Annotated in this window: 30 protein-coding genes; 12 read left to right on the forward strand and 18 right to left on the reverse strand. The window is 53.6% G+C overall.

From position 1 onward, the window contains the following. Positions 1 to 113: 113 nt before the first annotated feature. The 3 genes from HCG48_RS24065 to HCG48_RS24075 form a co-directional block, all read right to left on the reverse strand. Positions 114 to 653 carry a diheme cytochrome C gene (locus tag HCG48_RS24065; protein ID WP_168571442.1) on the reverse strand — a complete coding sequence of 180 codons (540 nt, stop codon included), beginning with the start codon at positions 651 to 653 and terminating at the stop codon, positions 114 to 116. Between the two features lie 37 nt (positions 654 to 690). Further along, positions 691 to 1,599 (reverse strand): AAA family ATPase, encoded by a 909-nt coding sequence (locus HCG48_RS24070; RefSeq protein ID WP_168571443.1) that lies wholly within the window; start codon positions 1,597 to 1,599, stop codon positions 691 to 693. Between the two features lie 139 nt (positions 1,600 to 1,738). Then, entirely contained in the window at positions 1,739 to 2,809 is a 1,071-nt protein-coding gene (locus HCG48_RS24075) for a bifunctional riboflavin kinase/FAD synthetase (protein WP_168571444.1), read from the reverse strand. A gap of 10 nt (positions 2,810 to 2,819) precedes the next feature. Between HCG48_RS24075 and HCG48_RS26640 the strand changes: the two genes are divergently transcribed. Next, on the forward strand, positions 2,820 to 2,948 hold the full coding sequence (locus tag HCG48_RS26640) for a hypothetical protein (RefSeq protein WP_281362052.1): 129 nt from the start codon (positions 2,820 to 2,822) through the stop codon (positions 2,946 to 2,948). A 56-nt stretch (positions 2,949 to 3,004) separates the two neighbouring features. Here HCG48_RS26640 and HCG48_RS24080 read toward each other — a convergent pair whose 3' ends face one another. Next, positions 3,005 to 3,922: an MBL fold metallo-hydrolase gene (locus tag HCG48_RS24080; protein ID WP_168571445.1), complete on the reverse strand. Its 918-nt coding sequence runs from the start codon at positions 3,920 to 3,922 to the stop codon at positions 3,005 to 3,007. A gap of 676 nt (positions 3,923 to 4,598) precedes the next feature. Here HCG48_RS24080 and HCG48_RS26645 point away from each other — a divergent pair. The 3 genes from HCG48_RS26645 (at position 4,599) to HCG48_RS24090 (ending at position 6,975) form a co-directional block, all read left to right on the forward strand. Then, positions 4,599 to 4,721 (forward strand): hypothetical protein, encoded by a 123-nt coding sequence (locus HCG48_RS26645; protein ID WP_281362053.1) that lies wholly within the window; start codon positions 4,599 to 4,601, stop codon positions 4,719 to 4,721. Positions 4,722 to 5,239: 518 nt separating this feature from the next. Further along, positions 5,240 to 5,692: an IS607 family transposase gene (locus HCG48_RS24085; protein WP_246260181.1), complete on the forward strand. Its 453-nt coding sequence runs from the start codon at positions 5,240 to 5,242 to the stop codon at positions 5,690 to 5,692. Further along, complete coding sequence (locus HCG48_RS24090) at positions 5,689 to 6,975, forward strand: RNA-guided endonuclease InsQ/TnpB family protein (RefSeq protein WP_320415755.1); 1,287 nt, start codon at positions 5,689 to 5,691, stop codon at positions 6,973 to 6,975. Before HCG48_RS24085 ends, HCG48_RS24090 begins: the two co-directional genes overlap by 4 nt. A 147-nt stretch (positions 6,976 to 7,122) precedes the next feature. Here the strand turns inward: HCG48_RS24090 and HCG48_RS26305 are convergent, their stop codons facing one another. The 3 genes from HCG48_RS26305 to HCG48_RS26315 are packed head-to-tail and all read right to left on the reverse strand — an operon-like array spanning position 7,123 to position 8,422. Continuing rightward, positions 7,123 to 7,461, reverse strand: a complete 339-nt coding sequence (locus HCG48_RS26305; RefSeq protein WP_246259738.1) for a zinc ribbon domain-containing protein — start codon at positions 7,459 to 7,461, stop codon at positions 7,123 to 7,125. Then, entirely contained in the window at positions 7,462 to 7,896 is a 435-nt protein-coding gene (locus HCG48_RS26310; RefSeq protein WP_246259739.1) for an RNA-guided endonuclease InsQ/TnpB family protein, read from the reverse strand. Beyond that, entirely contained in the window at positions 7,859 to 8,422 is a 564-nt protein-coding gene (locus tag HCG48_RS26315; protein WP_246259741.1) for an RNA-guided endonuclease InsQ/TnpB family protein, read from the reverse strand. The genes HCG48_RS26310 and HCG48_RS26315 overlap by 38 nt, the downstream gene beginning before the upstream one ends. A 124-nt stretch (positions 8,423 to 8,546) precedes the next feature. On the opposite strand from HCG48_RS26315, the gene HCG48_RS24100 reads away from it, so the two are divergent. After that, positions 8,547 to 9,041 carry a hypothetical protein gene (locus HCG48_RS24100; protein ID WP_168571447.1) on the forward strand — a complete coding sequence of 165 codons (495 nt, stop codon included), beginning with the start codon at positions 8,547 to 8,549 and terminating at the stop codon, positions 9,039 to 9,041. 87 nt (positions 9,042 to 9,128) lie between these two features. On the opposite strand, the gene HCG48_RS24105 is transcribed toward HCG48_RS24100, so the two are convergent. Further along, the gene (locus HCG48_RS24105) at positions 9,129 to 9,521 is read right to left on the reverse strand and encodes an AbrB/MazE/SpoVT family DNA-binding domain-containing protein (RefSeq protein ID WP_168571448.1); all 393 of its coding nucleotides are present in this window, start codon (positions 9,519 to 9,521) and stop codon (positions 9,129 to 9,131) included. A gap of 717 nt (positions 9,522 to 10,238) precedes the next feature. On the opposite strand from HCG48_RS24105, the gene HCG48_RS26650 reads away from it, so the two are divergent. The 7 genes from HCG48_RS26650 (at position 10,239) to sppA (ending at position 16,802) form a co-directional block, all read left to right on the forward strand. Next, positions 10,239 to 10,373, forward strand: coding sequence for a hypothetical protein (locus tag HCG48_RS26650; protein ID WP_281362054.1), 135 nt, complete (start codon positions 10,239 to 10,241; stop codon positions 10,371 to 10,373). A 353-nt stretch (positions 10,374 to 10,726) separates the two neighbouring features. Then, positions 10,727 to 10,951 carry a hypothetical protein gene (locus tag HCG48_RS24110; protein WP_168571449.1) on the forward strand — a complete coding sequence of 75 codons (225 nt, stop codon included), beginning with the start codon at positions 10,727 to 10,729 and terminating at the stop codon, positions 10,949 to 10,951. Positions 10,952 to 11,079: 128 nt separating this feature from the next. Continuing rightward, the gene (cbiB, locus tag HCG48_RS24115; RefSeq protein WP_246259742.1) at positions 11,080 to 12,075 is read left to right on the forward strand and encodes an adenosylcobinamide-phosphate synthase CbiB; all 996 of its coding nucleotides are present in this window, start codon (positions 11,080 to 11,082) and stop codon (positions 12,073 to 12,075) included. Between the two features lie 57 nt (positions 12,076 to 12,132). Next, entirely contained in the window at positions 12,133 to 13,146 is a 1,014-nt protein-coding gene (locus HCG48_RS24120) for a hypothetical protein (RefSeq protein WP_168571450.1), read from the forward strand. 82 nt (positions 13,147 to 13,228) lie between these two features. Next, positions 13,229 to 13,774, forward strand: a complete 546-nt coding sequence (gene pyrR / locus HCG48_RS24125) for a bifunctional pyr operon transcriptional regulator/uracil phosphoribosyltransferase PyrR (protein WP_168571451.1) — start codon at positions 13,229 to 13,231, stop codon at positions 13,772 to 13,774. A 97-nt stretch (positions 13,775 to 13,871) separates the two neighbouring features. Continuing rightward, positions 13,872 to 14,921: a type 2 isopentenyl-diphosphate Delta-isomerase gene (gene fni / locus HCG48_RS24130; RefSeq protein WP_168571452.1), complete on the forward strand. Its 1,050-nt coding sequence runs from the start codon at positions 13,872 to 13,874 to the stop codon at positions 14,919 to 14,921. Positions 14,922 to 14,975: 54 nt separating this feature from the next. Next, positions 14,976 to 16,802 (forward strand): signal peptide peptidase SppA, encoded by a 1,827-nt coding sequence (sppA, locus tag HCG48_RS24135; protein ID WP_168571453.1) that lies wholly within the window; start codon positions 14,976 to 14,978, stop codon positions 16,800 to 16,802. Here sppA and HCG48_RS24140 read toward each other — a convergent pair. From HCG48_RS24140 to HCG48_RS24185, 10 genes are all read right to left on the reverse strand, one after another. Beyond that, the gene (locus HCG48_RS24140; protein ID WP_168571454.1) at positions 16,788 to 17,474 is read right to left on the reverse strand and encodes a helix-turn-helix transcriptional regulator; all 687 of its coding nucleotides are present in this window, start codon (positions 17,472 to 17,474) and stop codon (positions 16,788 to 16,790) included. The two genes, sppA and HCG48_RS24140, sit on opposite strands and share 15 nt — an antisense overlap. 116 nt (positions 17,475 to 17,590) lie before the next feature. Next, positions 17,591 to 17,743, reverse strand: a complete 153-nt coding sequence (locus tag HCG48_RS24145; RefSeq protein ID WP_168571455.1) for a hypothetical protein — start codon at positions 17,741 to 17,743, stop codon at positions 17,591 to 17,593. A 112-nt stretch (positions 17,744 to 17,855) separates the two neighbouring features. After that, the gene (locus HCG48_RS24150) at positions 17,856 to 18,554 is read right to left on the reverse strand and encodes a GDYXXLXY domain-containing protein (RefSeq protein ID WP_168571456.1); all 699 of its coding nucleotides are present in this window, start codon (positions 18,552 to 18,554) and stop codon (positions 17,856 to 17,858) included. Between the two features lie 270 nt (positions 18,555 to 18,824). After that, on the reverse strand, positions 18,825 to 20,342 hold the full coding sequence (locus HCG48_RS24155) for an N-acetylmuramoyl-L-alanine amidase family protein (RefSeq protein ID WP_168571457.1): 1,518 nt from the start codon (positions 20,340 to 20,342) through the stop codon (positions 18,825 to 18,827). A gap of 192 nt (positions 20,343 to 20,534) precedes the next feature. After that, positions 20,535 to 22,469: an N-acetylmuramoyl-L-alanine amidase gene (locus HCG48_RS24160; protein ID WP_320415756.1), complete on the reverse strand. Its 1,935-nt coding sequence runs from the start codon at positions 22,467 to 22,469 to the stop codon at positions 20,535 to 20,537. A 564-nt stretch (positions 22,470 to 23,033) separates the two neighbouring features. After that, positions 23,034 to 24,590 carry a serine/threonine protein kinase gene (locus HCG48_RS24165; RefSeq protein ID WP_246259744.1) on the reverse strand — a complete coding sequence of 519 codons (1,557 nt, stop codon included), beginning with the start codon at positions 24,588 to 24,590 and terminating at the stop codon, positions 23,034 to 23,036. A 73-nt stretch (positions 24,591 to 24,663) separates the two neighbouring features. After that, positions 24,664 to 25,182 carry an NAD(P)H-quinone oxidoreductase subunit J gene (locus tag HCG48_RS24170; protein WP_168571458.1) on the reverse strand — a complete coding sequence of 173 codons (519 nt, stop codon included), beginning with the start codon at positions 25,180 to 25,182 and terminating at the stop codon, positions 24,664 to 24,666. Then, entirely contained in the window at positions 25,175 to 25,909 is a 735-nt protein-coding gene (gene ndhK, locus HCG48_RS24175) for a photosynthetic/respiratory NAD(P)H-quinone oxidoreductase subunit K (RefSeq protein WP_168571459.1), read from the reverse strand. Before ndhK ends, HCG48_RS24170 begins: the two co-directional genes overlap by 8 nt. Next, positions 25,900 to 26,262: a photosynthetic/respiratory NAD(P)H-quinone oxidoreductase subunit C gene (gene ndhC / locus HCG48_RS24180; protein WP_168571460.1), complete on the reverse strand. Its 363-nt coding sequence runs from the start codon at positions 26,260 to 26,262 to the stop codon at positions 25,900 to 25,902. Before ndhC ends, ndhK begins: the two co-directional genes overlap by 10 nt. Positions 26,263 to 26,312: 50 nt before the next feature. Continuing rightward, positions 26,313 to 26,450, reverse strand: a complete 138-nt coding sequence (locus HCG48_RS24185; RefSeq protein WP_168571461.1) for a hypothetical protein — start codon at positions 26,448 to 26,450, stop codon at positions 26,313 to 26,315. Between the last annotated feature and the right edge of the window lie 10 nt (positions 26,451 to 26,460).

Consider the following 26,460-nt stretch of genomic DNA (forward strand, 5'->3'; position numbering starts at 1 on the left):
CGGGCGGCCAGCTTGACTGAGGTTGGTGGCCTGAGAAAGATTGCATTATCTTCATCCTATCACCCGAGTCTCCGGTGACTGACTTCGGAGGGCGATCGCCCGCAACGCGCCCGCTATTCGGCGTTTTCCCATTCTGGGGTCAGGGTGCCGAAGTTATAGGTTTTGGCTCCGGGATGGCAAGTTGCACAGCTATTGAGGGTGACGGGGCTGGCAAACTCGACTCGGGGATGGAGCGCGCGGAAGGGTTGGGATTCGGCGAGGCGATAGGGAACGGGTTCGTCGGCGCTCAGGGGTCGGGAGTACAGGTTGAGGTATTTCCAGACGAGCAAGCGGGTCGGATCGACCAGGGGTGTAATTTGCTGCCCGTAGTGGTTACTATCTTCGAGCAGGGTTTTCCAAGTTTGGGTGGGCAAGACCCCGGGAGGGACGGCGAGGTGGCACTCGGCGCAGGCTTCGAGATAGAGGTCGCGACCGAGGGCGAGTTGGGATTGGGGCGGTACCGGATCGATCGCCCCGGGCCGTTGGGGCGGTTCGATCGCCCGGGCCAACCCGATGGAGATCATCAGGCTCCAGAACAGCAGGAGGAGCAGCAGGAGGGCGGGCGATCGCCGCCGAAACTTAAAAATGGGTCTGGAACTGGGTTTGCTGGACATAGCGGCTCGACGAGGAGGAAGGAGGAACGATCGGACTTTAGGGAATGGCGATCGATTGCAACAACTGCTCGACAATGGTTTTAGCGCGTCGCCCTCCCGCCGGGACCATGCGATGGGCCAAGACGTGGGGGCTTAAAAATTTCACGTCGTCGGGAATGACGTAATCGCGCCCGTCGAGAAAGGCGAGGGCTTGGCTTGCTTTTTGGAGGGCGACGGCCCCGCGCGGGCTGACCCCGAGGGCGATCGCTTCGGAAACCCGGGTGCTGCGGACGAGGTTGAGAATGTACTGCTGTACGGAGGTTTCGACTTCGACTTGCTGGCAGGCCCGTCGCAATTCGAGAACTTCTTCTAATTCAATACAGGGTTCGAGGTCGGCAACGGTAATGTTTTGTCGCTTTTGGTCGAGCATTTGCAGTTCTTCGGCTTCGCTGGGATAGCCGAGGGACAGCGACAGGGTGAAGCGGTCCATCTGGGCTTCGGGAAGGGGAAAGGTGCCCTGATATTCGATCGGATTTTGGGTGGCGATCGTAAAAAAGGGTTGGGGAACGTTGCGCGAGACCCCATCGACGGTGACTTGCCGCTCTTCCATGACTTCGAGTAAGGCGGACTGGGTGCGCGGGGTGGCGCGGTTGATTTCGTCGGCGAGCAGCACGTTGGCGAATACCGGACCGGGGAGAAACTCGAATTCGCCGCTACGGGGATTCCAGATGTTGGTTCCGGTGATGTCCGTCGGCAGCAGGTCGGGGGTACATTGGATGCGTTGGAAGCGTCCGGCGATCGAGCGGGCGAGGGATTTGGCTAATAGGGTTTTCCCGACGCCGGGAACGTCTTCGAGCAAGACGTGTCCCCCGGAAAATAAGGCGACTAAGACCAGACGAATCGCGTCGGATTTGCCGACGATGGTACGGGCTAAGTTTTGTTTGAGGCGATCGACTCGTTCTCTCATTACGATCTCAGTTTCGGCGACAGTGACAGACCGATCGCCAGTTCCCGCTCGCTCCCGGGCTTTGGGGGTAGGGGCGATCGCGCGCGAAGCTAGCTTCAGTCCCCCGTATTATAATCTGTGCCTTTTACATCCCGACCTCTCACCTGTCGGCGTTTTCTAAGATTTGGCGGGCGCTGTCACAATCGGCCTGAATTTGGGCTTTGAGGGCGTCGAGGGAGCCGAATTTTTGTTCGGGGCGCACGAATCCCACCAGTTCGACGGTTAGGGTTTTTCCGTACAAGTCTGCGCAATAGTCGAATAAGTGAACTTCGACGCTCACTTCTAAGTTGCCTTCTACCGTGGGACGACAGCCGATGTTGGTCACTCCGGGAAGGGGCAACGGTCCGCCGTTGTCGCACTCCCAGCTCGCGCGGACTGCATAGACGCCGTATTGCGGTAAGAATTTTTGGGGGGGAACCTGCACGTTGGCGGTGGGAAAGCCCAGGGTGCGACCGAGTTGCCGACCGTGCACGACCGTACCGACGAGGCTGTAAGGCCGACCGAGCAAGCGATTGGCTCGTTGGACGTTGCCGTTTTGCAGGCAGGTGCGGATTGCGGAACTGCTGATCCGTTCGTTTTCGGCGGTTTGTAAGGGGACGATAAATACGTCGATGCCGTGAGGGGCGGCGATCGCCTCTAAGTCGCGCACGGTGCCGGATCGATGCCGACCGAAGCGAAAATCTTCCCCGACGGCGATCCGCTTGGCTTGCAGGCGTTCGATCAGAATCTCTTCGACGAATTCTTCCGGGGTCATTTGCGCCAATTCGCGATCGAAGGGCAACAACACGAGCTGCTCGACTCCCATCGCTTCTAACTGTTTGACTTTTTCGTTGGGTGGGGTCAACAGGATGCGACGTTGGCCGGAAAAGAATTCTTGCGGGTGCGGGTTGAAGGTCACCACGCTCGGGTAGGCCCGATCGCCGCCCTCGCGCGACCCGCCTGCCGACTCGCGATCGCCCGATTCTCCCTCGTTTCCCGGCGATCGGGCCGCCAGCTCTTGACAAGACGGGTTTTGTATGATTCGTTTGTCCCGGATCGACCCTTGGCGCGCCAAGTCTTTATGTAAAATCGGCTGCACGACTTGACGATGCCCCAAATGCAAGCCGTCAAAGTTTCCCAGGGCAACCAAGGTTGGAGTTAGAGCCGTTGATAAAGAAGATGTTATCCACACGCTTTACATTTTGACACATAACCGTCTCTTCTCGACGGCAGCTCGGAAAAAGTCGTCTGGAGATCGAGGGGGATCCAACGGCAAAGCGGCGATCGCTCAATCCCCCGACCCCGCGTCCGTCGGCGCGATCGCCCACTGATTGCCGGACGGGACGCCAATCGGCGATCTTCGACCATCACTTCGGCCAGAATCGATTTATGCCGAGACTTTGGCTTCTTTGACCGAGGACGAATCGGACGCTGCGTTGTTATGGTCTTCCGACGGCGGAATTAACTGAATCGAGAGTCCTTCGCGCGCCATCACGCAGTTGGGGAATTGTTGCGCTGCTTCTTCCCCTACTCGGTCTAAAAAGTCGTCGTTGTGCAACGGATCGTGGTGGAAAATGACCAATTTTTTCACTTTCGCCGCTTTGGCCACTTTCACTGCTTCTTGCCAGGTAGAATGACCCCACCCCTCTTTCGAGGTCGTCTTCGAGTAATACTCTTCGTCGGTATAAGTGGCGTCGTAAATCATCACGTCGGCATTGCGAGCCAACCAAGCGACATTTTCATCGAGGCGATCGGGAAAATGTTCGGTATCGGTAATGTAAGCGGCAGCATAGCCTTTCCAGTTGACCCGATAGCCGACGGCTTCGCCGGGATGGTTTAACAAGGCGGTTTCGACGACAATATCTCCAATTTCAACGGTTTTGCCGATTTCGAGGTCGTTAAACGACAATTGGGCGCCCATAATTTGTAAGGGAACCGGAAAGTTGGGATGGAGCATTTGATCGTTGAGGCGCTGCTCGATGGTCGAACCGTTGGGAGCGACGGCCCCGTAAACGTGAAAGCGATTCCCCTTGACAAACGCCGGAACGAAAAAGGGAAATCCTTGAATGTGATCCCAATGGGAGTGGGTGAAGAACATGTAGGCTTCTACGGGCATTTGCGAGAGCAGGGATTGTCCTAAGACTCGCAGTCCGGTGCCGCCATCAAAAATCAGGCGAGTCCCACCCACGCGCATTTCAACGCAAGGCGTATTGCCTCCATAGCGGACGGTTTCGGCACCGGGACATGCAATGCTCCCACGCACGCCCCAGAAGTGAACGGTGAATTGATGTTGGATGCTAGACATGGGTGTATTTCGCTTTCCTTCCTTTGGCAGTCCGTTATCAGCTTTTGCTTTTCGGCTTTATAAAGATGCAGAAATAGGGGTAACTATATTCAAACTCAGATCCCAGGTCACTCCCTCGCGATCGCGAGGGACGAGTAACACTCGACGGCTTCCAGGCGGACTCGTTTGGATCCGAGTCTACTCTACCGATTGAGTCCCTTTCCACCCGCTCGGGGGAAAGGGGAGCGGGTGACCTGCCGAGTCCGTTGACGAGTGCGACCCTTGGGGGGATGGCCATCGATGCCTCGCGCTCCTGCATCCGAGAGCCTCCATCGGGGAAATCGAGTGGGGGCGATCGCCCCTCGGCAATCCCGTCGAGAAGGCGTGAAGGAAAGGCGAGCGGGAGAGGCGATCGGGAGCAAGGGCGGTTGCCGATCTGTTGATTGGTATAGTCTAGAAGATCGCTCTGGGTCAAGTCGGCCATTTAGGTACCAAAACAAATGTTGGCCTCTCAAACAAAGAGGACATTAAGAAAACGTCTCTCGGTCGATGTCGAGTGCCTTGTGGCGTCGGGGGACTGAAAGTTGGGTGGGGCTGGGTTTGAAAAAACCGCCCCTTTCGTTCCCCCTCTCCGAACTCGTTCCGGCGTTCGACCCGACCCGATCGCTCGGAGCGGACTTCTCGGTTGTCGTTCGGAATGTGGATCGAACCGTCCCTACGCTGCACCCCCGAATGGGCGATCGCCTTCCCCGGCAACGGTCTGACGACCTATCCCGGCCACCGATCGCCCGTTCTCAATTCGCAGACGCGCCGAGCCTAACCGCAGTCTTCTCTGTAAATATTCAACGAGAAATGAGTTTGGCAGGGTTGAAATTTCCCTCATTGGCTCGGGTAAATCCGAAGATTCAGTTTCTAGCTTGTGAAATTCACTTGTTACTTTTCACTAGCTTAACCTCTCTCGGGAAAAGATCCAGAAGGACAAGCTCAATTCTTTGTTTCTAAAGTTTAAGTATAGTTAAATCTTTGTTGCCCGTAGGCGATCGCGATCGTGTTCGAGAGTGTTTTTACTCACTTCTTGGCTGGATCCGTCATTTCTCCTGGATCGGAATCTCTTTGCGGTTCTCTCGATCCGCACTGTCCCGGCCCATGTCATCATTTCTCAATCGCCGATCGCGCTTCCCGCGCCTTCTTTATTTACTTCTTGAATTATTTCTTTGAAAAAGTATTGTAAACTTTAACTGAATACATAGTCAAGTATAGTCATTCCTGTTAAGATATAACCATGAAACTCTCAGACTATGCCAAAAAAGCCGGGGTGAGTTATCAAACGGCGTGGAGATGGTGGCAAAAAGGTCATCTAACGGGCTATCAACTTCGGGAACAATTATCATTACCGAAGAAGGGAAGAAGAAAACCGAGAGAATGGCCTGTATTTATGCCAGAGTCTCTAGTGCAGAAAATAAAGATCACCTTGAGCGACAAGCGGAACGGTTAAAAGATTATGCTATTGCCAGAGGCTATCAAATTTATAAAGTCGTCAAAGAAATTGGCAGTGGTTTAAATGATAATCGTCCAAAATTGGCTAAGGTTTTAACCGATTCCCATTACGATATATTGATAGTGGAGCATAAAGACCGTTTGGCGAGGTTGGGGACAAATTACCTTGAGATCCGGTTAAAAGAGAGGGGAAAAACCGTTGAAATTGTCAATCATAGCGAGGATCGACAAGATGAATTGATGGAAGATTTAATTTCTATCATTACTTCATTCTGTTCTCGTCTTTATGGATGAAGACGCTCGAAACGGAAAACCGAAAAAATTATGGCCGAATTAAAGGAACGCTAGTGAAATTAGTCGAAAGACATATAATCAAAAAAGGTCATAGGTTTTGGGATGAGATCGATGAGTTATCATGGCATTCCAAAAATCTCTACAATGCGGCTAATTATCTAATCCGTCAAAACTTTATTTATGGTCATGGTTACTTGAACTATAACCGGATGGATAAATTAATGCAGAAGACGGAGCAATATCGCGCTTTACCAGCTAAAGTCTCTCAACAGGTGTTACGAGGATTAGACAAAAACTGGCAATCCTTTTTTGCCGCCAATCAAGCCTACAAAGTCAACAAGGAGAAGTTTTTAGTCAACCCGAAAATCCCCAAATATAAAAACACTCAGAAAGGTCGTCAATTATTGGTGTACGTGAAACAGGCTCTAAGTAAAGTGGCTTTAAAAAAAGGTAAAATCAAATGCTCAAAAACCCAAATAGAGTTGGAGACTTCTGTAGCCAAAAAAGTAGTGGAGGTGAGAATCGTTCCTCGATGCGATTGTTATATCATTGAGGTCATTTATGAAGAAGTAGAACCAACATTAAAATCCAATGAATGGGTCGCTAGTGTGGATTTAGGTGTAGATGTTTTAATGGCTGTAACTTCTAATCAACCGGACTTTGTTCCTCTGTTGATAAATGGCAGACCCTTAAAAAGCCTGAATCAATTCTACAATAAACGAAAAGCCTTTCTCCAATCCCAATTAAAAGGAAATCGACCCACCTCTAAGAGAATCCAGCGTCTGACTCGATGCCGAAATCAAAAAGTGGATAACTATCTCCATCGAGCCAGCCGTTATCTGGTCAATCTACTGCTTGATAAAAATATTACTACTTTAGTCATTGGCAAAAATGAGGGGTGGAAACAAAATGCCAAGATGGGGAAAGTGAACAACCAAAAATTTGTGGGGATTCCTTTCAACCGTCTGATTGAAATGTTGACCTATAAATGTCAATTAGTAGGGATCAAAGTGGTTCTAACTGAAGAGAGTTATACGAGTCAGTCGAACTTTTTCAACTTAGATCCGCTTCCGGTTTATGGAGAAACGGTAAAAGTTCCTAAGTTTACGGGAAAAAGAATTAAAAGAGGTCTTTACCGGACTGATACAGGATTCTTGTGTCAAGCGGATATCTTAGGCTCCTATAATATCTTAAGAAAAGCATTCCCAAATGCCTTTATGGGCTATGGGATAGAGAGGTGCGTAGTTCACCCAAGGAGAATTAATCTCTCGAAGCCAAAATGAAGGGGATTTTTGAAATAGAATCCATGTCTTGTTTATATCTGACTATATTTTGGTTAACTATAGCGGTTCTCTTCTTTTTTGCCGCCGATTCCTACAGCAATTTTCCCCAGGGATCGATGTGACATCCTCCCGACACTGAATCAAAGATTACAGCGCGGGCTTCCCAACCTCACAATTGGGTATTCGGGTCCCACGCCACTTATCTAGGTCATCGACCCCCGACAGACCGACTTGACAGGCGGTTTCCGTTCCCCAGAGTCCCTGGGTTACTACATTCTCTAGTCCACGATCCAAAACCATCTCGGCTGCAGCACGTTCGCGTAGCGACGCCGAAGGCGTATCGCGATGCGTTCGATACCCACACTCAGGACAATGATGCTCTCTGACTTCCAACCCCTTGCTCACCGTAGCAAAGCAGGATGGACAGGTTTGACTGGTGCCGTTGGGATTGACTTTAGCAAAGTAGACCCCACGCTTCCAGCACACTCATTCCGTCAGAGACAAGAACTGCCCGAAAGCAGCATCAACACAATCTGTTCGCAACATCCCTCGCGTCAACCCCGTGACGTTGAGATCTTCTGCAAAGATAGTTTGCGCCCGGTCGCAAAGCTGATGAGCCGTTTTCAGATGGAAATCTTTACGACGATTGGCAATCCGATGGTGCATTTTAGTCACTTCGATTTGCGCCTTCTCCCAGTTTTGAGAACCCTTTTGTTTTCGTGCGGCTCTGCGTTGCAGCAATTTCAGCTTGCGTTGCATCGACTTGAAAAACTTGGGTCGCTCTTGGAAAGAGCGATCGGAAGCAGTCAAGAATCGCTCCAATCCCAGGTCAATCCCGATCGCCCGACCGCGAACTGGAGCATCGGGAACCGAGATATCCGATTCAATCGTGACGACAACGTACCATTGCGTTCCTCGCACCCTCGACAATACCCTTACCTGTATCCCCCCAACCCCCCTTTGAAAGGGGGGCGAAGGGACGATGCAGGTTGATGGGTACTTCCCCAATTTTTGGCAACTTGATTGTGAAGCCATTGATGGGATTGTGCTTGAATTGGGGAAACACAAAGGATTTGAACTGACCGAACTTTTTGAAACGTGGAAACCCATGTCCCCGTTGCAAAAATGCCTCCCAGGTATCGTGCAGTCTGCGAATCGTGGTCTGCAACACCTGAGAATGTACCTGACCCAGATGCGGGAATTGCTTCTTTGCTTTGGGCAGGTTGTTCTGCTGACGGTGGTAGGACGGAAATGCCTCATCGGCGGGAATGATGTATTCCTTTTCCAACGAGCATCGGTCTACCGAACACTTACGCGAAGCAATCCAATCCTTGAGTTCGCGCAACGCGTAGTTATATACGCCTCTGCACGTCTCAAGCCACGATCTCAGTTCAGTCTGCTGTACGACATTTGGATAGATTCGGTAGGTGTAGTTTATGGTCAGCATAGCCGGAGTTTACCAAAGGCTATAGCTGCCTGTAAATGCTGGTCTCATCCCCATCGTAGGGCTTAGCCCTTCCCGGAGGGTGGGGATGAGACTTTTCAAGGGGAGTCCATGGATCCCGACGCTGATGCTTCGCATACAGCGCGGGACTTATCGCTCCCCGAACCCCTCAAAAGTTAAAAATACGATCGCTTCCCTGGGGTTTCGATCCTCTTTCCAGCTCGATCGCCACGGTTTTCTAAGGGCGCTTTCGAGGGAAGTTTGCCGATCTCACAACACGGTCGATCGGTCGTCGGGGGCGATCGCTCCCCCCTATCCCCTCTCGGGAAAGCGATCGCCCCATTCGGTGGCGACTCTCACTCGGATTTTGAAGTTCTCAGGTTCGGCGATCGTCGGGAGCGATCGCCCGTTTTACCGCTACGATGCCATGGGTGAAAAGGCGATCGAGGGATCTGCCCGAGCGGCACGCGATCGATCCGGCAAAAGCGATCCCATTCCCCCTTTCCATCCAACTCCGATTGCGTTTTCTGAAGTTGAATCTCCCCTGACGGATGCGATCGCTCTTTTCCATCTAACCGTCTTCTCGAAAGCGACAAGATTTTCCGTGGAACGACCGATCTAAAAACAGTTATAGCGTTAAGATCCCGTCAATTATTGGAGAATCTTTGCCGAACTTGGTGATGGTTCCAGCCGCTTGTCGAGATTCGGATTACGCAACTTCTTCCGCTTCAGCTCCGATTTGTCGCAGGTGAATGTGTTTGCGTCCCAGAGAAATTTCAAACTCATCTCCCGGTTGCAGATTCATCTGCTTCGTGTAGGCGGCACCAATCAGTAAGTTGCCGTTGGACTGCACGGTAATCCGATAGCTGGCACTGCGTCCGCCCCGTCCGTTCCCGTTCGGTTTGCCGTCGAGGGGTACGCCTTCAGCATCAATTAAGGCATTGAGGAACTTCATCATATTGACTCGTTCCACGCCATTTTTGGTGACGGTGTAGTAACCGCAAGCTCTCGCTTTTTCTTCTTTACTGAGGTTTTCTAGCTCTTTGACTTTCTTGAGTAGCTCTTCGCCAGTTAGAGGTTCCATTTTTTTCTTTTTACTCATGAACTTAGAACTGCCGCCAGGAACAATAGATAGATCGGGTTCTCTGCGCTCTGAGTCTTGCTAGAAACCAGAAATATTTGGGTTCGACTCAGATAACAAATCCATCTTACACTAAGAAAGCGAAGAATTCGATCGAATTCCTAAAATTCAGACGCACAAGATCGAGAGCGATCGCTTATCAAAGGAGATCGGCGATCGCTCACTGCTTTCCCCCAGAAAATGCACCCACCTATCCACAGCTTCGATTCCTTTCGCGATCGCTTCACGACTTGCATGGAACGAGATTTTTAAGACCCTATCTTGACCTTCAATCCCTTTACAGCGAGGGAGACGCCCTCCATCGCGACGCGGCGGTTCGCTGTCAGCAATTCCTCTGATGCGGGTTAACAAATTTTATAACCGCTCCTCGTGCTTTGTCGCTCCAATGCGATGAGAATCCCTGCAACTAGAACGTTCTCGACCGAATTTTAGAAGGGGACGGGCGGCAGCTTCCGGACAACAGCCTGAAGAGGCGATCGCCTCTCGATTTCTGTCAGTCTTGACCGACGAACCAAAGTAAAGAAACAATCGCGCGCCTTCTACCCCAGTCGCACGCCATCGTCGAGGGTCGTTGCTTCGTGTATTCAGCCGGGAGACGGGTGCAAATCTCGGGTAAATTTACCGTTGTCAACGCGGCTCGAACTCGATAAAATCGCTAATTTTACGGTCGTTGAAACAATGAACTCGCAACGGATCGACCCCGGACGAGACGGATCGCGAGTTCGCCGCCAACCCCTCGAAACTGGATCGGGAAAGCCTTACTCGTCTTCACCTTCCACCTACCATCACGATCGCGGCGATCGCCAAAATTAAGTTTAAACTCTCGATCGAGATCCGATGGCGCGATCGCTCCAGTTGCACCGGGATCGACCTCGGCGGCGATCGCCTTCAAACCCGCCCGAGAGTCTTTACTGTATTCTCGATTCGATTCTCTTTCCCCTAACGATCGACTCTTTCCTCCAATCGACTCCCCCGTTTTTAAGGCGCTAAAAAAGGAGCTGTCTGCGAGCTTAACTACCAGAGCATAATATCGTGTAAAAGCGCGCTTCGATCGAATCTTACAAGGACTATTTGGAGCGAGTCGGGTCAGTAAAATAAGGTACCGTCAACCTCGACCTGTCCCCTATTTAGAAAGGCGATCGCTCCCCAGGCATCGGACGAGTTTCGTGACTTCCATTCCCGGCGCCAGCGCCAACGATCGATGGGTGAAACCTCCTCCTAAAATTTCTCTCGGTGCGATCCGCCAAGCCCTCGCCACACCCCTCGATTCCCGACCGACCGACACCGGGAAAGACCGACAGGGAGGAGATCCGATCGCATTTCCCGGGTGCCGTCCATCGGCTCGAAAACTAACATCATCACTGCACGGCATTGTTCTCAAAAACCTCTAATTTCGACCCCCTCGGTCAGCTTCTCAACAGGCAAAAACGACCTTGACGATCGCGATCTCGGCGGCGAGATTTCCCCCAAAAGATGCGATAAGATCGGAAATTTAGCTCGCGAATGGGGAACGAAACTCTTGACAGACCATTGGTTTTTGCCGACTGGGGCGCTGATTTTGCCGATCGCGGCGCTGTTAGATTATACGATCGGCGATCCTTGGGGATGGCCCCATCCGGTACAGGCGATCGGTGCTTGGATTGCTGCCGGAACCGAGACTGCCTTAAAACGGTGTCCAACCCCACGATCGCAGAGAATTGCAGGGGTCGTTCTCGCACTTTCGACGATCGCGATCGCCAGTGGCTGCAGTTGGGCGATCGTGCGCCTCGCCTCCCAACTTCACCCCAGTTTCGGAATCGCCTGCGCCAGTCTCTTACTCGCCAGTTGTTTCGCCGGACGGAGCTTGCGCCGCGCTGCCGAAGACGTATTGCGACCCCTCCTCTCCGGGGATCTCGACCGGGCGCGCGATCGCCTGCGCCTCTACGTCGGTCGCGATACAGACAACCTCTCCCCCCCGGAAATCTGGCGCGCGGTCCTCGAAACCCTCAGCGAAAATGCCGTCGATGGGGTCACCGCTCCCTTATTTTATGCCGCCGTGGGGGCGACCCTTCCCGGCGTCGGTCCGGTACCGATCGCCTTCGCCTACAAAGCCGCCAGCACCCTCGATTCGATGGTCGGCTATCGGGACGCTCCTTATACTCACCTCGGCTGGTTTAGTGCCAATCTCGAAGATCGCCTCACTTGGCTCCCCTGTCGTTTGACCGTACTGACCTTGGGGGCGATCGCGGGTCAACTGCGGTACGTGTGGCAGACCTGCCAGCGCGACGCCACCCAAGACCCCAGCCCCAATGCAGGCTGGAGCGAGTGCGCCTATGCCGCCATTCTCGGCGTTCGACTCGGCGGCCTCAATACCTATCGCGGCGTCCCCAAACCGAAACCCCTGCTGGGCGAGCCAAAACGCCCGATTTCCGAAGAAGTCATTCGCGAAGCCACTCAGTTAACCCGCTCTTGTTTTTTAATCTGGTTGGCGATCGCCGTCGGCTTGGCGATCGCCCTCGGCGCGTCCTTTTCCTAGGAGGGAGGAACTCACAAGAGACCCTCATAACTGATTTTATTCACTTAAAATATAAACATGACCGTCAATCTCTTTAACGAAAACCTCTACTTGAGCAACTATCCCGACGTGCGAGCCGCCGTCGAAGCCGGAGTCTTCTCGTCCGGTCGCCAACACTTCGATCGCTTCGGCTTGAACGAAGGACGGGTCGAAATTTCGCGCTTTTACGACGAAACTTATTATCTCGCCAACCAAGCCGACGTCGCCGCCGCCGTCGATCGCGGCGCCTTCGTCTCCGGACTGGCGCACTATCTCCAATTCGGACAAGCCGAAGGGCGTCCGGCGAGTCCCTTATTTGACGAAACTTGGTATCGCCGACGCTATCGGGATATCGCTCAAGCGGTGAGTGCGGGCGCCTTTAAGTCGGGATTGGAGCATTACATTTTATTGGGCGAAGCCGAAGGGCGATCGGGAACCCCCTTTAATGAATTTGCCTATAAAGACGACTATCCCGACGTTGCCGAAGCGATCGCCGCCGGAACCGTCGTCTCCGGATTGGCACACTATCTCGATTTCGGACGAACGGAAGGACGCGAAGCCCTCTTTAGCGGCACTTCCGGCAACGATACCGTCACCGCCTTCGGTCCGATCCCTACCCTCGTCGGGGTCGATGTCTTGCCGGGAGAATGCGTCGTCGGCGGGACCCCCGTCGGTGGGGAATGCTTGCAATTCGTCAGTGAAGGGGTGGACGAACGAGACGTTCTCGTTGGCGGCGAAGGGGTCGATCGCTTCGTCCTCGGGTCGTTACTGGTCACGCGAGTGGGGGTGGTCGAGCGCAATTTTTACGTGGGGAACGGCGACCTCGACCGCGCCGACATTCTCAATTTCGAGGTCGGACGCGATCGCCTCGTACTTCCGAGTCGGGAAAGCGACTATCTGTTTGAAGCTGACGGCGATCGCATCGCGATTTCCTACAAGGGGAATTCTTTTCAGGCGATCGAGCCGCCGGATCTGATGGCGGCGATCGAGGGAGTCCCTTCCGTAGAAGCGCTCAAAACCCGCATCGACTTTCAAGGATCGGGAGATCTGTGAAACTCCCCCTCCTCAGTGCGATCGCACTAAGCTAAGAAAACATCCGCATTATCCGACCCTTTAAACTCCACCCTGTTTAACCATGTCCCCTAAAATTGTTGAAATCCTTTCAGAAGAAGAGTTACGGCGCACTTTAACCCGGTTGGCCTCTCAAATCGTCGAAAAAGCCGGGGACTTGTCCGATTTAGTCCTCGTCGGCATTTACACGCGCGGGGTGCCTCTGGCCCACTTGCTAGGGGCGCAAATCGAAGCCCTCGAAAATACGAGGGTCCCCGTGGGGGCTTTGGATATTACCTTTTATCGCGACGACCTCGATCGCATCGGAATGCGAACCCCCGCCAAAACTAAGATTCCCTTCGATCTAAGCGGCAAAACTGTGGTCTTGGTCGATGACGTGATTTTTAAAGGACGGACGATCCGCGCCGCCTTAGATGCGATCAACGATTACGGACGTCCTGCGGTCATTCGCCTAGCCGTTTTGGCCGATCGCGGACACCGCGAGTTACCGATTCACCCGGATTTTACCGGGAAATGTCTGCCGACCGCCAAAGAAGAACAGGTCAAGGTCTACTTAAACGAAATCGACGGTCGCGATGGCATCGAATTGATCGATCGCCAGAATGATTGAGGATTGTCCTCGATCTCCATTCCGCCGCTATTCTAGATCTAGAGTCGGGATCTCCTGTCCACGGTTCACCTACCCTATTTAACTGCAAATATTGATTGTGAATCCTTCTTTGAGTTCGTCTACCCAAACTCAGAACCGCAAAGCCGATCACTTGCGTGTCTGTCTGGAAGAGGACGTGCAGTTTCGCCAGATCGCCACGGGTTTTGAACGCTACCGCTTCGAGCATTGTTGTTTGCCGGAATTGGATTTCAGCGAAATTGACTTAAAAACGTCCTTTTTGGGCAAATCCACGAACGCGCCGTTATTGATTTCCTCGATGACCGGGGGAACGGATTTCGCCAAGACGATCAATACCCGACTGGCGAAAGTGGCGCAGGAGTATCGAATCGCGATGGGAGTGGGTTCGCAACGGGTGGCGATCGAAAAGCCGGAGGTGGCGGATACGTTTGCGGTGCGATCGCACGCCCCGGATATTCTCCTCTTTGCCAATCTCGGAGCGGTTCAGTTAAATTACGCTTACGGGATCGACGAGTGCCGCCGCGCGATCGACTTGCTCGAAGCCGATGCCCTGATTCTGCACCTGAACCCGCTCCAAGAAGCGGTCCAAACCCACGGCGATCGCAATTTTAAAGGATTGCTTGACAAAATCAATAAACTGTGCTATTTACTTCCCGTGCCGATCGTGGCGAAAGAAGTCGGTAACGGCATTTCGGCGAAGATGGCGACTCAATTGCTCGAAGCCGGGGTCGGGGCGATCGACGTCGCCGGAGCCGGGGGGACCTCCTGGGCGAAAGTCGAAGGACAGCGCGCCAAAGATCCGCGTCAGCGTCGCTTGGGACAGACGTTTGCCGATTGGGGACTGCCGACGGCGGAATGCTTGCAACAGATCCGCACCCGCCATAGGGAGGTTCCTTTAATTGCGTCCGGGGGATTGCGTAACGGCTTGGATGTGGCTAAGGCGATCGCCCTCGGAGCCGATCTGGCGGGATTGGCGATGCCTTTTTTGCAAGCCGCCTCGGAATCGGAAGCGGCGGTCGCCGAAGTGGTGGAACTGCTGATGGCGGAAGTAGCGACGGTGTTGTTCTGTACGGGAAATGCCAACCTCGAAGCGTTGCGACGATCGCGATCGCTCCAACGGATTGATTAGAAAATATAGGGGCGATCGCCTCGATCTGCTGAATTTTTACCCCCTCGATTCGATATGCGCGATTTTCTTAAAAATACCTTTGCCAGCATTCTCGGTACCTTAATCGCCCTCGGGATTCTCGGCGGTTTGGGGATTGGCGGCGCGATCGCCCTGATTGCCTTACTCGCCTCCGGAGAGAGCGAACCGGAAGTCGAAAACCAATCCGTGTTGGTGTTCGACCTTTCCATGACCATCACCGATACGCAACCGGAATCGTCCACCGCCGAACTGCTCTCCGATGCGGTCTCCGACGATGACGTTCCCGCAACCATCACCCTGCGCCAAGTCTTAGAAAGTCTGGAAGCTGCCGCCAAAGACGATCGGATCGTGGGATTGTACTTAGAAGGGAGCAGTAGCGCCAATACGACGGGTTACGCAACCCTCAACGAAGTCAGAAACGCCCTCGAAGAGTTTGCGGAATCGGGCAAACCGATCCTCGCTTACGATCTCGACTGGTCCGAACGGGAATATTATCTCGCTTCCGCCGCTAGCGATCTGGCGATCGACCCCTTGGGGATGATGGAACTGAACGGTTTGGCGGCGGAAGGGATGTTTTTTGCGGGAGCTTTGGAAAAATACGGCATTCAAGTGCAAGTTACCCGGGTGGGTAAGTACAAATCGGCGGTGGAACCGTTTTTGTTGAAAGAACGCAGTCCGGAAGACGAACAACAGACCCAAAAGTTACTCGGCGACCTCTGGGGTGAGTTTTTGCAAGTGTCCAGCCAAACTCGGGCGATCGATCCGACTCAGATCCAGCAATTGGCGAATAGTAAGGGGTTGTTAACGCCACAAGAGGCGAAAAATAGTGGTTTGGTGACGGAATTAGCGGATTATAATACGACGATCGCCAAGCTCAAAGAACTCACGGGAAGTGACGAAGACGATCGCACCTTCCGCCAGGTTCATTTACCCACTTACGCCCAAATTGCCGACGCCAATCGCGACGAAACTTATCGAACCTCGAACAATGAAATTGCGATCGTCTACGCCGAAGGGTCGATCGTTCAAGGGGCCAGCAGTCCCAATCAAATCGGTAGCAGTACCTTGTCGCAACAATTACGCAAACTGCGCCTCGATGAAAATGTCAAAGCGGTGATTTTGCGCGTCAACAGTCCCGGCGGCGGGGTGACGGCGTCGGAAATTATCGAACGCGAAGTGGCGGCGATCGCCCAAGTTAAACCGATCGTGGTGTCGATGGGCGATTATGCTGCTTCCGGGGGCTACATGATCTCGACGTCCGCCACGGAAATTCTCGCCCAACCGAATACGGTGACCGGATCGATCGGGATTTTTGGCTTGTTGCCGAATATTCAGGGATTGGCGAACAATAACGGGATTACCTGGGATGTGGTGAAAACGGCGCAGTATGCCAACTTAAATACGATTACTCGCCCGAAAACGCCCCAGGAAATGAATCTGATTCAAAATTTGGTCGATCGCAAATACGATAGTTTTTTAAATTTGGTGGCTCAAACTCGGGAATTACCGAAGGCGAAAGTCGCCGAAATCGCTCAAGGTCGGGTGTGGTCCGGTCGCGAGGCGCAAAAACTCGGTTTGGTCGATCGCCTCGGCGGTTTGGAAGACGCGATCGCCTCGGCGGTGAAGTTAGCCGAACTCGGCGACGATTGGACGTTACAAGACTATCCCAAACCGCGCACCTGGGAGGAAATTTTAATCGATCGGCTTTTCAATTCCGTGCGCCGTTCTCCCCGTTCCGGGGTCGTTCCCGACGCCCTCACTCGCGAGTTTGAGAATGTACGCGCCGATTTACAAAGTTTACAAGGCTTGAATGACCCGATCGGCGCTTACGCCCGTCTTCCGTTTAATTTACGTTTCGATTGAGGGTCGCTTTGGGTTGAGGGCGATCGCGTAAGCACATCGGCGATCGCCTTCCATGATATGTTCTACCCGTTCGACGCTGACCTCCGGACCGAGCAAGGTTTGAAAAACTTTCATTTCCCAATGGCACAATAATTGACAAGTATGCGCTGCGGTCTGGATCGGACAGTGGTTTTCGACCAGTAAAAAGCTGCCGTCTTCTCGGGCGATCGCCCGGGCCATATACCCTTCGCGATCGCGGATTTCGGCTAAATGGCGAACCCGCCGCCCTAACTCGCTTTGGCGGTCGCCGCGTTCGCGATCGTCCTCGGGTTCGGCTAATACTTGGGAATAGGTTTCGACCTGTTGTTTCGCCCGTTCGGCTAACACTTTTTCTAACGCCGACGCCCCAAAAAGTTTCTCGACATTTTGCAGCATATCGACCATTAAATCGGCATGGGCGTTCGGGAAAAGATCGGCGGATCGTTCGGTTAATTGCCACAGTTTTACCGGACGTCCTAAAGGTCGTCGATCTTCTTCGTAAGTGACTTGCAGATCGGCTTTCAGGTTTTGCAAGTGCTGGCGAATCGCCATCGGCGAAACTTGCAATTGTTCCGCTAACTCTGCCGCACTCTGCGGGCCGTACATTTTTAAAAGGTAAAGGATTTGATGTTTGGCTTTTTGTTTTTCCTCCATCACCGAAAACTCGCTTTATCTTTGAATTAAACTGACACTCTTGGGGGATTTTAGATTTTAGATTTTAGATGTTGGATTTTAGCTTTAGGGGATTTTTAGACATTACAGTGCCTGTTTTACTGACTCGCACTTGTTCTCTTTCGGCGATCGCCGTCCTCAGGTTCGCGACGAGAACTTCTAAGGATGCGTTCCTCTACAGGCGATCGCGCCCGGTTTTGACTCCGGTCGATCCTCACTTGTGAAATCGATCGCAAGCGAATTTTGTACATTGTAACAAATTGTCAAATTTCGCAAGTTTGGGAGAAATTACACCATTTTTGTTTAAAAAGCTACAGTATTATTCTCCCGATGGCGATCGCGACCAAGATCGGCGCGAGATGCTTAAAACTGATACTTTTTGCCGAGTACCCACAAACTCACGGGAATCGCTTTCCCCGCGCGATCGACTTTCACTTCCACGACAAATGAGTGCGTTTGCTCTTCAGATTCAGCTTCCGAAAGCTCAATTTGATTTTGACGCTGCTGTTGTTGCGCTTCCCAAATCGCTTGATTGAGTTCGTCCCGTTGCGCTTCCGGAAAATAAAACGTTTCCAAACCGTATTCAACTCCATTCCAATTCGCATCCCCTTTAATCGCAAGGCGATCGCCTGTCAAACTATCCGGGAGTTGCGGACTGACCGCTACGGGTTGCCACGGCGCCGGGGGCTGACCTTTCTCCTCTGGTGGCGGTTCTAAAATGACGTAAATATCCGTCCCCTGTTCGATATTTTTCGCCAGTAAATCGCATTCGGAATCGGTATCGTTCCCCGGATCGGGACAGGGAATCGGTTCCCCGGGAATATCCGCCCAACCGGGGAGGGTTTTGAGGGTATCAAATTCAGAAATTTGATAGCGCAACGTTTGAGAATAACCGCGCAGCAAATCGTAAGGATCCACGGGAACGGTTTCTAAAACAAGATTGGATCCGGTAGCGAGAACGTAAATCGACCGGGCGGGAATCGTAACGAGGACGACGGTTTGGAAGAGTAAAGGAATCCAAAATCGCCACTTTGAAACGGGTTGTTCGGATTCGGAAGTCATTGAATTTTGGATTTTAGATTTTTTTAGATGATTTTAGATTTTAGATTTTATCTTTAGTTTTAATAAGTTTGGGTCGATCGCTGGTGGTGAGTTGGTGAGTTATGCAGCAATAACGATAAGGGCGAAAAATTTTTCGCCCCTACCTTGTACCTTGTTGTCTGAAAATAAAAAGTAGATCGCTCAATTCAGTCGATCTTTTACGCTTAGAGCAAAAAAGAAATGTGACCAAAGAATAAAAGAGGACGAACAAGACTCGCCCTCCCCTCAATGTTAACGCCGATCGCGAACATAGTTGAGAATGCCGCGCGCGATCGCCTCCGCCATGCGCGATCGTTGTGCCGGATCGGCCAAAATGCGCGAGTCGTCGCGTCCAGTGACAAACCCGGTTTCGACCAACACCGCAGGCATTCGCGTATGACGCAGCACGTAAAAGCGAGCCTGTTTCACGCCCCGATTGGGCATCGTATTAAAACTCTGAATCATGCTGTTTTGAATATACCCTGCCAGCTCGCGCCCGCTCGAATAGTAAAAGGTTTCGAGACCGTTGACTTCCGGACGTTTTCCGGCGACGGCGTTGGCGTGAATGCTGACAAACAAATCGGCATTGACCCGATTCGCCAGTTGGGTTCGCGGCGCCAAATCTAAGGTGCGATCGTCCTGGCGAGTCATGACTACCGTGACCCCATTTTGTTCTAAAATTTGGGCGACTTTCTCGGAAATATCGAGAACTACATCTTTCTCTTGCAATCCGCCGATGCCGACCGCACCGGGGTCGCGTCCGCCATGTCCGGGATCGATAACAATCGCCAATCGGGTTTGAGGAACCTGGGGGACACTGCTGGGTTTTTCGGCGGGGGGAGCGGTGGGAATGGGGGGACGATTGTTAGCATTGGGTAAGTTCGAGGGCGTAGGACCGCGACTCAACTGCAAGGAGATTTCGCGATCGCCGTTCTGGGTAATATTGCCAATTTGGGCTCCGGCGGCGGGCAGAATTCGGATCGCCACGGTTTCGGGATCTTCTTGACTGCCGCGCACCCACAGGACCGGAGAATCGGAATTCGGGCGCGTCAGACTGCCTTGCCATGCGAGTTCGGCGGAATAAATCGTCAGCATGTAGGCGGAAGTATGGCGGTCCCAATTACTGGTATAGGCGATCGGGCCGTCGGCTTTGATGGTGACGCGGGAACCGTCCTCACTCAACTCGACGCCTTCGATACGGATTAATCCCGATTGACCCCGGGCCAAATTTGGCGGGGCGGATCCTTCGGGCCACACCAAGACCTGGCCGGATCCGTTGCTGCGAGCCTGCCAGTTGGGCGCGGACTCGTCCAAACTGAGGGTTACCCGGGTCATCGGCGGCGTACTCGACAGTTGGATGACCTGGAGGCGTTCGACGCCCCAGCGTTCGACGTTGAGGGTGCGGCGGGCCAGTTCTGGGGAGAGACTGACTCCGGGCAGGTCGATGCTGACCCAGGAGCGATCGCTGCTGGGTTTGAGGTCGAATTGGGCTTGTTGACCTCGGGTGTGGAGGATAAAGCCTTCGTCTTTGATTTCGATGTCTTCGAGCAGGGTAGCGGCTCCGGTAGCGGCGATCGCGCGATCGTCGGGTTCAACCGTGGAGTAATCCTGCTCGGGGCGCTCGGGTCGATCGGAGAGAGAATGCGGATGGGCGTGAGCGGGACTGCTCAAGAGTAAAGCGCCGAGCAGACCGAGCCACAGGTTTCGATGGGGTAGATGAGATTTGCGGGCGAGTTGAGACATGGGCAAGTAAGGAGTCGGTGGAATCACCTTCTTTAGCAATGGGTTAAGGAACGATAGGGACGACTGAATTGAGCTATTTTCTATCCTTGGGATTTCGCGGCGATCGCCCTTGGCAACCTACGAGACCCTCAAGCGGCGAACCCCCGGATCGATTCCGTGCAGTTTAGCACGGGGGCCAAGCTGGAAAATTCGGGCAGTCAAAGGGACGCCGTGGGAAAATTAGCTATTATCGCGGATGTAATTGAGGATCCCGCGCGCGATCGCCTCCGCCATGCGCGATCGCTCCCCCGCATTCGCTAACATGCGCGCGTCGTCGCGTCCGGTGACAAACCCGGTTTCGACCAACACTGCAGGCATCCGCGTGTGACGCAGAACGTAAAACCGCGCCCGACGCACGCCGCGATCGTTGACATTTAAAGAATTGAGAATACTGCTGTGAATATAATCGGCCAATCGCCGACCGCTTTCGTAATAGTAAGTCTCGATCCCATTCACATCCGGGCGACTCATATTAATCGCATTGGCGTGAATGCTGACAAATAAATTGGCATTGACCCGGTTCGCCAATTGGGTTCGCGGCGCCAGGTCGATTTCGCGATCGTCGTTGCGGCTCATAATCGCGCTGACCCCATTTTGTTCGAGGATTTGCGCCACCTGACGAGAAATATCGATGACGACATCTTTTTCGCGCAAGCCGCCAATCCCGATCGCCCCGGGATCGCCGCCCCCATGTCCCGCATCGATCACCACCACCATCCGTCCGTTCGTGGGGCGCGGTGTCGGTGCGGGGGTATTGTTCGGTACGGGTAACGGCGCGGAGTTATTCGGCGAGGGGACGGCGATCGCCACGTTATCCCCTTGAGACGTCATCCGGTTCGGCTGCAAGTTCAAAGAAAGTTGTTGGGAATTGTTGCCTTGTTCGACTTGGCCGATTTGAACGCCCGCCCCCGGTAACAAACGGATGACGACGGTCTCGGCATCTTGCTGAGTGGCTTTAATCCACAATACCGAGGGATTATTTTCCGGGCGAGTCACTTTGACGCCGTCGCCCAGGCGTGCGGAATATAAGGTTAATTTATACGCGGACGTTTCCGGATCCCACCCATTTTCGTAAGAGATCGGCCCGTCGGCGTCGATGACCAGTTCGGCGCCGTTATTTTTCAGCTCGATCGCGTTGACGGTGACGGGTTCGCGATTGGCGGCGGTGAGGCTCGGCGGTGGGCTTCCCTTGGGCCAGAGGGCGATCGCGCCGGAATCGTTGCTGCGAACTTGCCAGTCGTTGGCGTTTTCGTTCAAACTCAGAATGATGCGGGTCAGAGGTTGGGGCGAGGACGTCACTTCAATCACTTGCACGCGATCGACGCCCCAGCGACCGACATTGAGCAAACGCGGCGACAGCTCCGACGAAACCGCCACCCCAGGCAGGTCGAGACCGATCCAGTTGCGATCGCCTCTCGCATTGAGGTTGAATTGCGGTTTTTCCCCCCGAGTCTGCAAGACGAAACCATCGTCGGTGATTTCGATCCCTTCGAGCAAGGTGGGGGCGCCATTGTTGGCGGCGATCGCCGTTCCTGAATGACCCTCGGTCGTCGAAGCTGCAGGAATTTCGTTCAATCTTTGCGGTTCGGGCAGTTGTACGGTCCACTGACTCGGCGAGATCCCTTTAAATTGAACTTGGCGCGGATCGAGGGTGTAACCGCGCGCCAGTTCGACCACGATGCGAGTGGTATTGGGATCGAACTGTCCGACGCGAATCTCGCGAATGTTGCCGCCGACCGATTCGCTAAAACTCGGGCGTCCCAAGGTGGTTCCGGGTAAGTCGATCGCCAGCCGGGTAGGATTCGCTAAGAGCTGGGCTTGGGGCTGAACCCCGGAAGCGGTCGTAAATGAGAGGCGATCGCTGTCGGCGTCGAACCGCCACGAGAGCAGTCGCGCCGCTTCGGCGGGAGTCGCCATTAGAAAGGCACCGACCAGACCGGGGAGTAACCACCGCGCCACGATGCCTGTCTTCCTGAGTTGGTTGTGAGTGTTGAGCAAACCAATACCTCGGGTCACCGTTTTAATATCCAGTAAACGACTGTCTGTCCTTACAACCTGATGGCTCTGGCGTTTGCCCGGTCTCGGCTCGGACTCGGGTTGTGCCGGACCTGTCAAGATCCACCGCTACGGGAGAGGCTCGATCCTCCATCGGGTGGCCTCGCTTGCGATCGCACTCCTATTTTGAAATCGAATTTATAGGAGCTTTCGGGAATCGAGGGGGTCGGCTATTGTAGTTGAGAGGAGGATCGATCGCCCAAATGGGTTATAGATCCTGACTGTCCGCATCGGAGGAATCGAGGTGGAGCGCTAGGATCGCACCGAAAGGTTCCTCGGTCGGGCTTCTACGATAGTACGAGTTGCCTCAACTCCAATCCGGATGGAGTGTGGCGATCGGGGCAGAGTTCGGGTCAGCCGATCGCGGCGCCCTCCAGATGCACCCTAGAGGGTATTGACTCTCGCTCTGGCGATTGGGTTCAAAATCCGGGAGCGGTTTGCCAGTCCGCGCCACTATTACCCTTCGCGATCGCTGCCATCGAGCGGTTTTTGTAGATTGACCCCAAATTTGAAACAGGTTGTTATAGTTCGATACAAAACTTGACAATCATATCATGTCCGATCGCGCGGCGATCGGCAAGATTGGCGATGCCCCCGAGGGGGGGATCGCGGTGCGACGACGGCTTAGGGTTCGGTTTCCGAGGGGTCGATCTCCAGCCAGTCGCGGATCTCTTTGGCTAAACCGAGACATTCCTGTTCGCTCAATTTACGACCGGATTGACCGAAATAGTATTCGCCGATCGCCTCGTCGGGCGATCGCGTCAGGAGTTCGACGCCCATCACGAAACGGCGATTGTCGTAAAAAATCGAGACCTCTTCAATTTCGGACAAGACGCCGGACTCGGTGCGATAGTTCAATCCGAGACGTTTGTGCTGGATCTCGAACCGATCGCGGTCGCGATCGAGCAGCACTTGAGTTCCCTCGAAATAATCGCTAAAACTGGCAAACAGGGCCACGAAAATCAACAGGGGAAAAACCCCCACGGCGACCTGCAACAGCAGGGAGAGCAAGGTCAGCAAGCCAATCCCGATCAGGATGTAAACCAGCAGTTGGGCGGCGACGTCGGAGGCGCTGAGGCTTTCTTGTAGGGAGGCGATCGCGCTTTCGATGGTTTCTTTCACTCGGTCGATCGCCGTTTTGCCCCATTCCATGATTTTCAATCCCGGTTCGGGGATGCGAATCGCCAGTTGACGCTGGGATTCTTTGAGGTGAATTTCGGTTAAATTCGACCAATCGATCGCGCTGGGGGTGTAGGGGGCGATCGCGCCGGGAGTTTCTAAAGCGGCGATCGCCTCTTGGGTACTGCTCAAACGTCGGTCTAACTGCGGTTCGACCAGCATTTCCAGCCAGTCCAAGAACGTCGGCGACAGGGTGCGACTGACGCGATCGCGAAAATCGAGGCGTAAATCTTTCTGGAGTAATTCGGCGGGAGCTATCCCCACGAGTAAATGAATCAGGGTGGCGCCGAGGGCGTAGAGATCGGACGCCGGAACCGCCTGTCCGCCAAATTGTTCTAAAGGGGTATAGCCGTAAGTTCCGACCACCGTAAAGCTGCTGCCTTCAATGGCGGCCCGGTCTTGCACCGCCCCGAAATCGACTAAATAAACGGCCTCGTCCTCGCCGAGGATAATATTGCTCGGTTTGATGTCGCGATGGAGGACGGGGGGATTGAGTTGGTGCAAGTAAGTGAGAATGTCGAGGACGGCGATCGCAATTTCGCGCACTTGGGTTTCGCTGAACTTTTTGCCGCGATCGAGTAATTCCATCAACGAGGCCCCGGGGATGTAGTCTTGAACCAGGGCCGACCAGAAGCGATGTTCGTCCAGGAAAAAATAGTCCCGGTAGCGGGGGATGCGCGGGTGGTCGAGATTTTGCAAGACCTTGGCTTCGCGCTCGAATAATTTGAAGGCTTCCCATTGTTTCGATCCGCCCCACACCAGTAATTTGACCACGACCGAATCGGAAGAGTGCAAATCTTCGGCGAGCCAGGTTTGGCGTCCGGGATTGTCGCTCAACGGCTGTTTGAGTTGGTAGCGTTCTTGTAAGACCGACTCGGGTTTTAACATAGGGCGATCGCCTCGGGCCGAACCGCGAAGCGCATTCCGGCGCGATCGTTCCGGGATGGGGGCGCTCCAGTGGATTCGGTATTCTCCTTTCAGTTTAGCCAGATTTGCCGCCAAAAAACGAGGGGGACACGCCGTTACGTTCCCCCTGTTAGCGGGCTTGGGATTGGCTTGGCTGTGGACACGCCAATTAATAAGCGTCTTGTAATTCGTAAAAGTCCGGCGAGATGTAGTCCTTACGCAAGGGCCAGCCGATCCAATCTTCCGGCATCAGAATCCGCTTGAGGTTGGGATGACCTTCGTAAATGATGCCGTACATGTCGTAGGACTCGCGTTCTTGGAAGTCGGCAGCTTTCCAGATCCAGTACACCGAGGGAACGCGGGGGTCTTCCCGGGGGAGGAAGACTTTAATGCGGACTTCTTCCGGGCGATCGGCGTCGTCACTCACTTTGATTAAGTGATACATGCTCACTAACGGTTGTCCCGGACCGGGGTCGTAGCCGCACTGGCATTGCAGGTAGTTGAAGCCGTAGGCATACAAGGCCGTGGCGAGGGGAAGCAGATATTGCGGTTCGACTTTGACGATTTCGACCCCGAGACTATCCGGTTCCATCGCTTCATGCTCGAAACCGTTTTCGGTGAGCCATGCGGAGATTTTACCGCCTCGGACGATTTGTTGTTCTTCTTGTTCCTTTTCTTCTTCAGGCACGGCTTTTCTCCGTCTGACTGGCCTTGAGTGCAGGAGGGACGGGCATTCCCATCGCTTCGGTCAATTCTTGGGGCGGGGTTTGGCGCAAGGCCGATTGCAGGTACTCGCCCGTGAGGATGGGTTCGGTGGTTTCCATCCCGTGTTTGATGCTGTAGAAGCGGTGAGTTTGTTTGAGTTGGCCGCGTTCTTGCATCGATTCGTTGGATATTTTTTTCCGGAGTTTGATAATCGCATCGATAATCGCTTCCGGACGGGGAGGACAGCCGGGGATGTAGACATCGACGGGGATGAGTTTATCGACGCCGCGCACCGCGCTGTGAGAATCGACGCTGAACATGCCTCCGGTGATCGTGCACGCGCCCATGGCGATTACGTATTTGGGTTCGGGCATTTGTTCGTACAGACGCACCAGGGCCGGGGCGTATTTCATGGTGATCGTGCCTGCGGTGATCAGCAAGTCCGCTTGGCGCGGGCTCGAACGGGGCACGAGACCGAAGCGGTCGAAGTCGAAGCGCGAGCCGATCAAGGCGGCGAATTCGATGAAACAGCAGGCAGTTCCGTAGAGGAGCGGCCACAAACTGGACAGGCGCGCCCAGTTGTACAGGTCATCGACAGTGGTGAGGATGACGTTTTCCGAAAGTTCTTGGGTAACTTGCGGGCGCTCGATCGGATTGATGATTTGGCGATCGGAATCGCTGAATTTGGGCAAGTTAGAGTCTAAGACCATTCTAAAGCTCCTTTACGCCAGGCATAAACTAGAGCAATAACGAGAATTGCTATAAAAATCAGGGCTTCTATAAAGGCTAACAGTCCCAATCGATGGAAAGCGACAGCCCAGGGGTAGAGAAAGACGGTTTCGACGTCGAAGACGACGAAGACCAGGGCGAACATGTAGTAGCGAATGTTGAATTGAATCCACGCCCCACCGATCGGTTCGACACCGGATTCGTAGGTGGTGACACGTTCGGGGTAACCGCCTCTGGCCCGCAACAAGGCCGAGGCACCCAGGGCGATCGCCGGGACTAGGCTGCACACTAAGAGGAAGCCTAGAAAATACTCGTAGCCGCTCAGGACAAACACGATAAATAACGAGATAGATAGTGGACAATCAGACGCAATCGTTTACATTTTTACACGATCCGGGGAATCGCCGCTAAAGCGATCGCCGGATTTATTTGTTTTTGCGGCTTCGATCGGGTGCGATCGCCCCGTCTGAGGTCGATATTTTGAATTCTGATAGTAAAGATAACGGTCAGTTGATGGCTCAAATGAGGGTGG

Source organism: Oxynema aestuarii AP17, assembly GCF_012295525.1.
GTDB classification, from domain to species: domain Bacteria; phylum Cyanobacteriota; class Cyanobacteriia; order Cyanobacteriales; family Laspinemataceae; genus Oxynema; species Oxynema aestuarii.

Coding starts and splice junctions, on each gene's coding strand:
- HCG48_RS26645 (WP_281362053.1), top strand. CDS start 4,599: ATGTGGATCGAACCGTCCCTACGCTGCACCCCCGAATGGGCGATCGCC.
- sppA (WP_168571453.1), top strand. CDS start 14,976: ATGCGCGATTTTCTTAAAAATACCTTTGCCAGCATTCTCGGTACCTTA.
- HCG48_RS24140 (WP_168571454.1), bottom strand. CDS start 17,474: ATGGAGGAAAAACAAAAAGCCAAACATCAAATCCTTTACCTTTTAAAA.
- HCG48_RS24150 (WP_168571456.1), bottom strand. CDS start 18,554: ATGACTTCCGAATCCGAACAACCCGTTTCAAAGTGGCGATTTTGGATT.
- HCG48_RS26315 (WP_246259741.1), bottom strand. CDS start 8,422: ATGCTGACCATAAACTACACCTACCGAATCTATCCAAATGTCGTACAG.
- HCG48_RS24085 (WP_246260181.1), top strand. CDS start 5,240: ATGGTGGCAAAAAGGTCATCTAACGGGCTATCAACTTCGGGAACAATT.
- ndhK (WP_168571459.1), bottom strand. CDS start 25,909: ATGGTCTTAGACTCTAACTTGCCCAAATTCAGCGATTCCGATCGCCAA.
- HCG48_RS24065 (WP_168571442.1), bottom strand. CDS start 653: ATGTCCAGCAAACCCAGTTCCAGACCCATTTTTAAGTTTCGGCGGCGA.
- HCG48_RS24070 (WP_168571443.1), bottom strand. CDS start 1,599: ATGAGAGAACGAGTCGATCGCCTCAAACAAAACTTAGCCCGTACCATC.
- HCG48_RS26650 (WP_281362054.1), top strand. CDS start 10,239: ATGAACTCGCAACGGATCGACCCCGGACGAGACGGATCGCGAGTTCGC.
- HCG48_RS24080 (WP_168571445.1), bottom strand. CDS start 3,922: ATGTCTAGCATCCAACATCAATTCACCGTTCACTTCTGGGGCGTGCGT.
- HCG48_RS24100 (WP_168571447.1), top strand. CDS start 8,547: ATGCTTCGCATACAGCGCGGGACTTATCGCTCCCCGAACCCCTCAAAA.
- pyrR (WP_168571451.1), top strand. CDS start 13,229: ATGTCCCCTAAAATTGTTGAAATCCTTTCAGAAGAAGAGTTACGGCGC.
- HCG48_RS24145 (WP_168571455.1), bottom strand. CDS start 17,743: ATGTACAAAATTCGCTTGCGATCGATTTCACAAGTGAGGATCGACCGG.
- HCG48_RS24120 (WP_168571450.1), top strand. CDS start 12,133: ATGACCGTCAATCTCTTTAACGAAAACCTCTACTTGAGCAACTATCCC.
- HCG48_RS24090 (WP_320415755.1), top strand. CDS start 5,689: ATGAAGACGCTCGAAACGGAAAACCGAAAAAATTATGGCCGAATTAAA.
- HCG48_RS24105 (WP_168571448.1), bottom strand. CDS start 9,521: ATGAGTAAAAAGAAAAAAATGGAACCTCTAACTGGCGAAGAGCTACTC.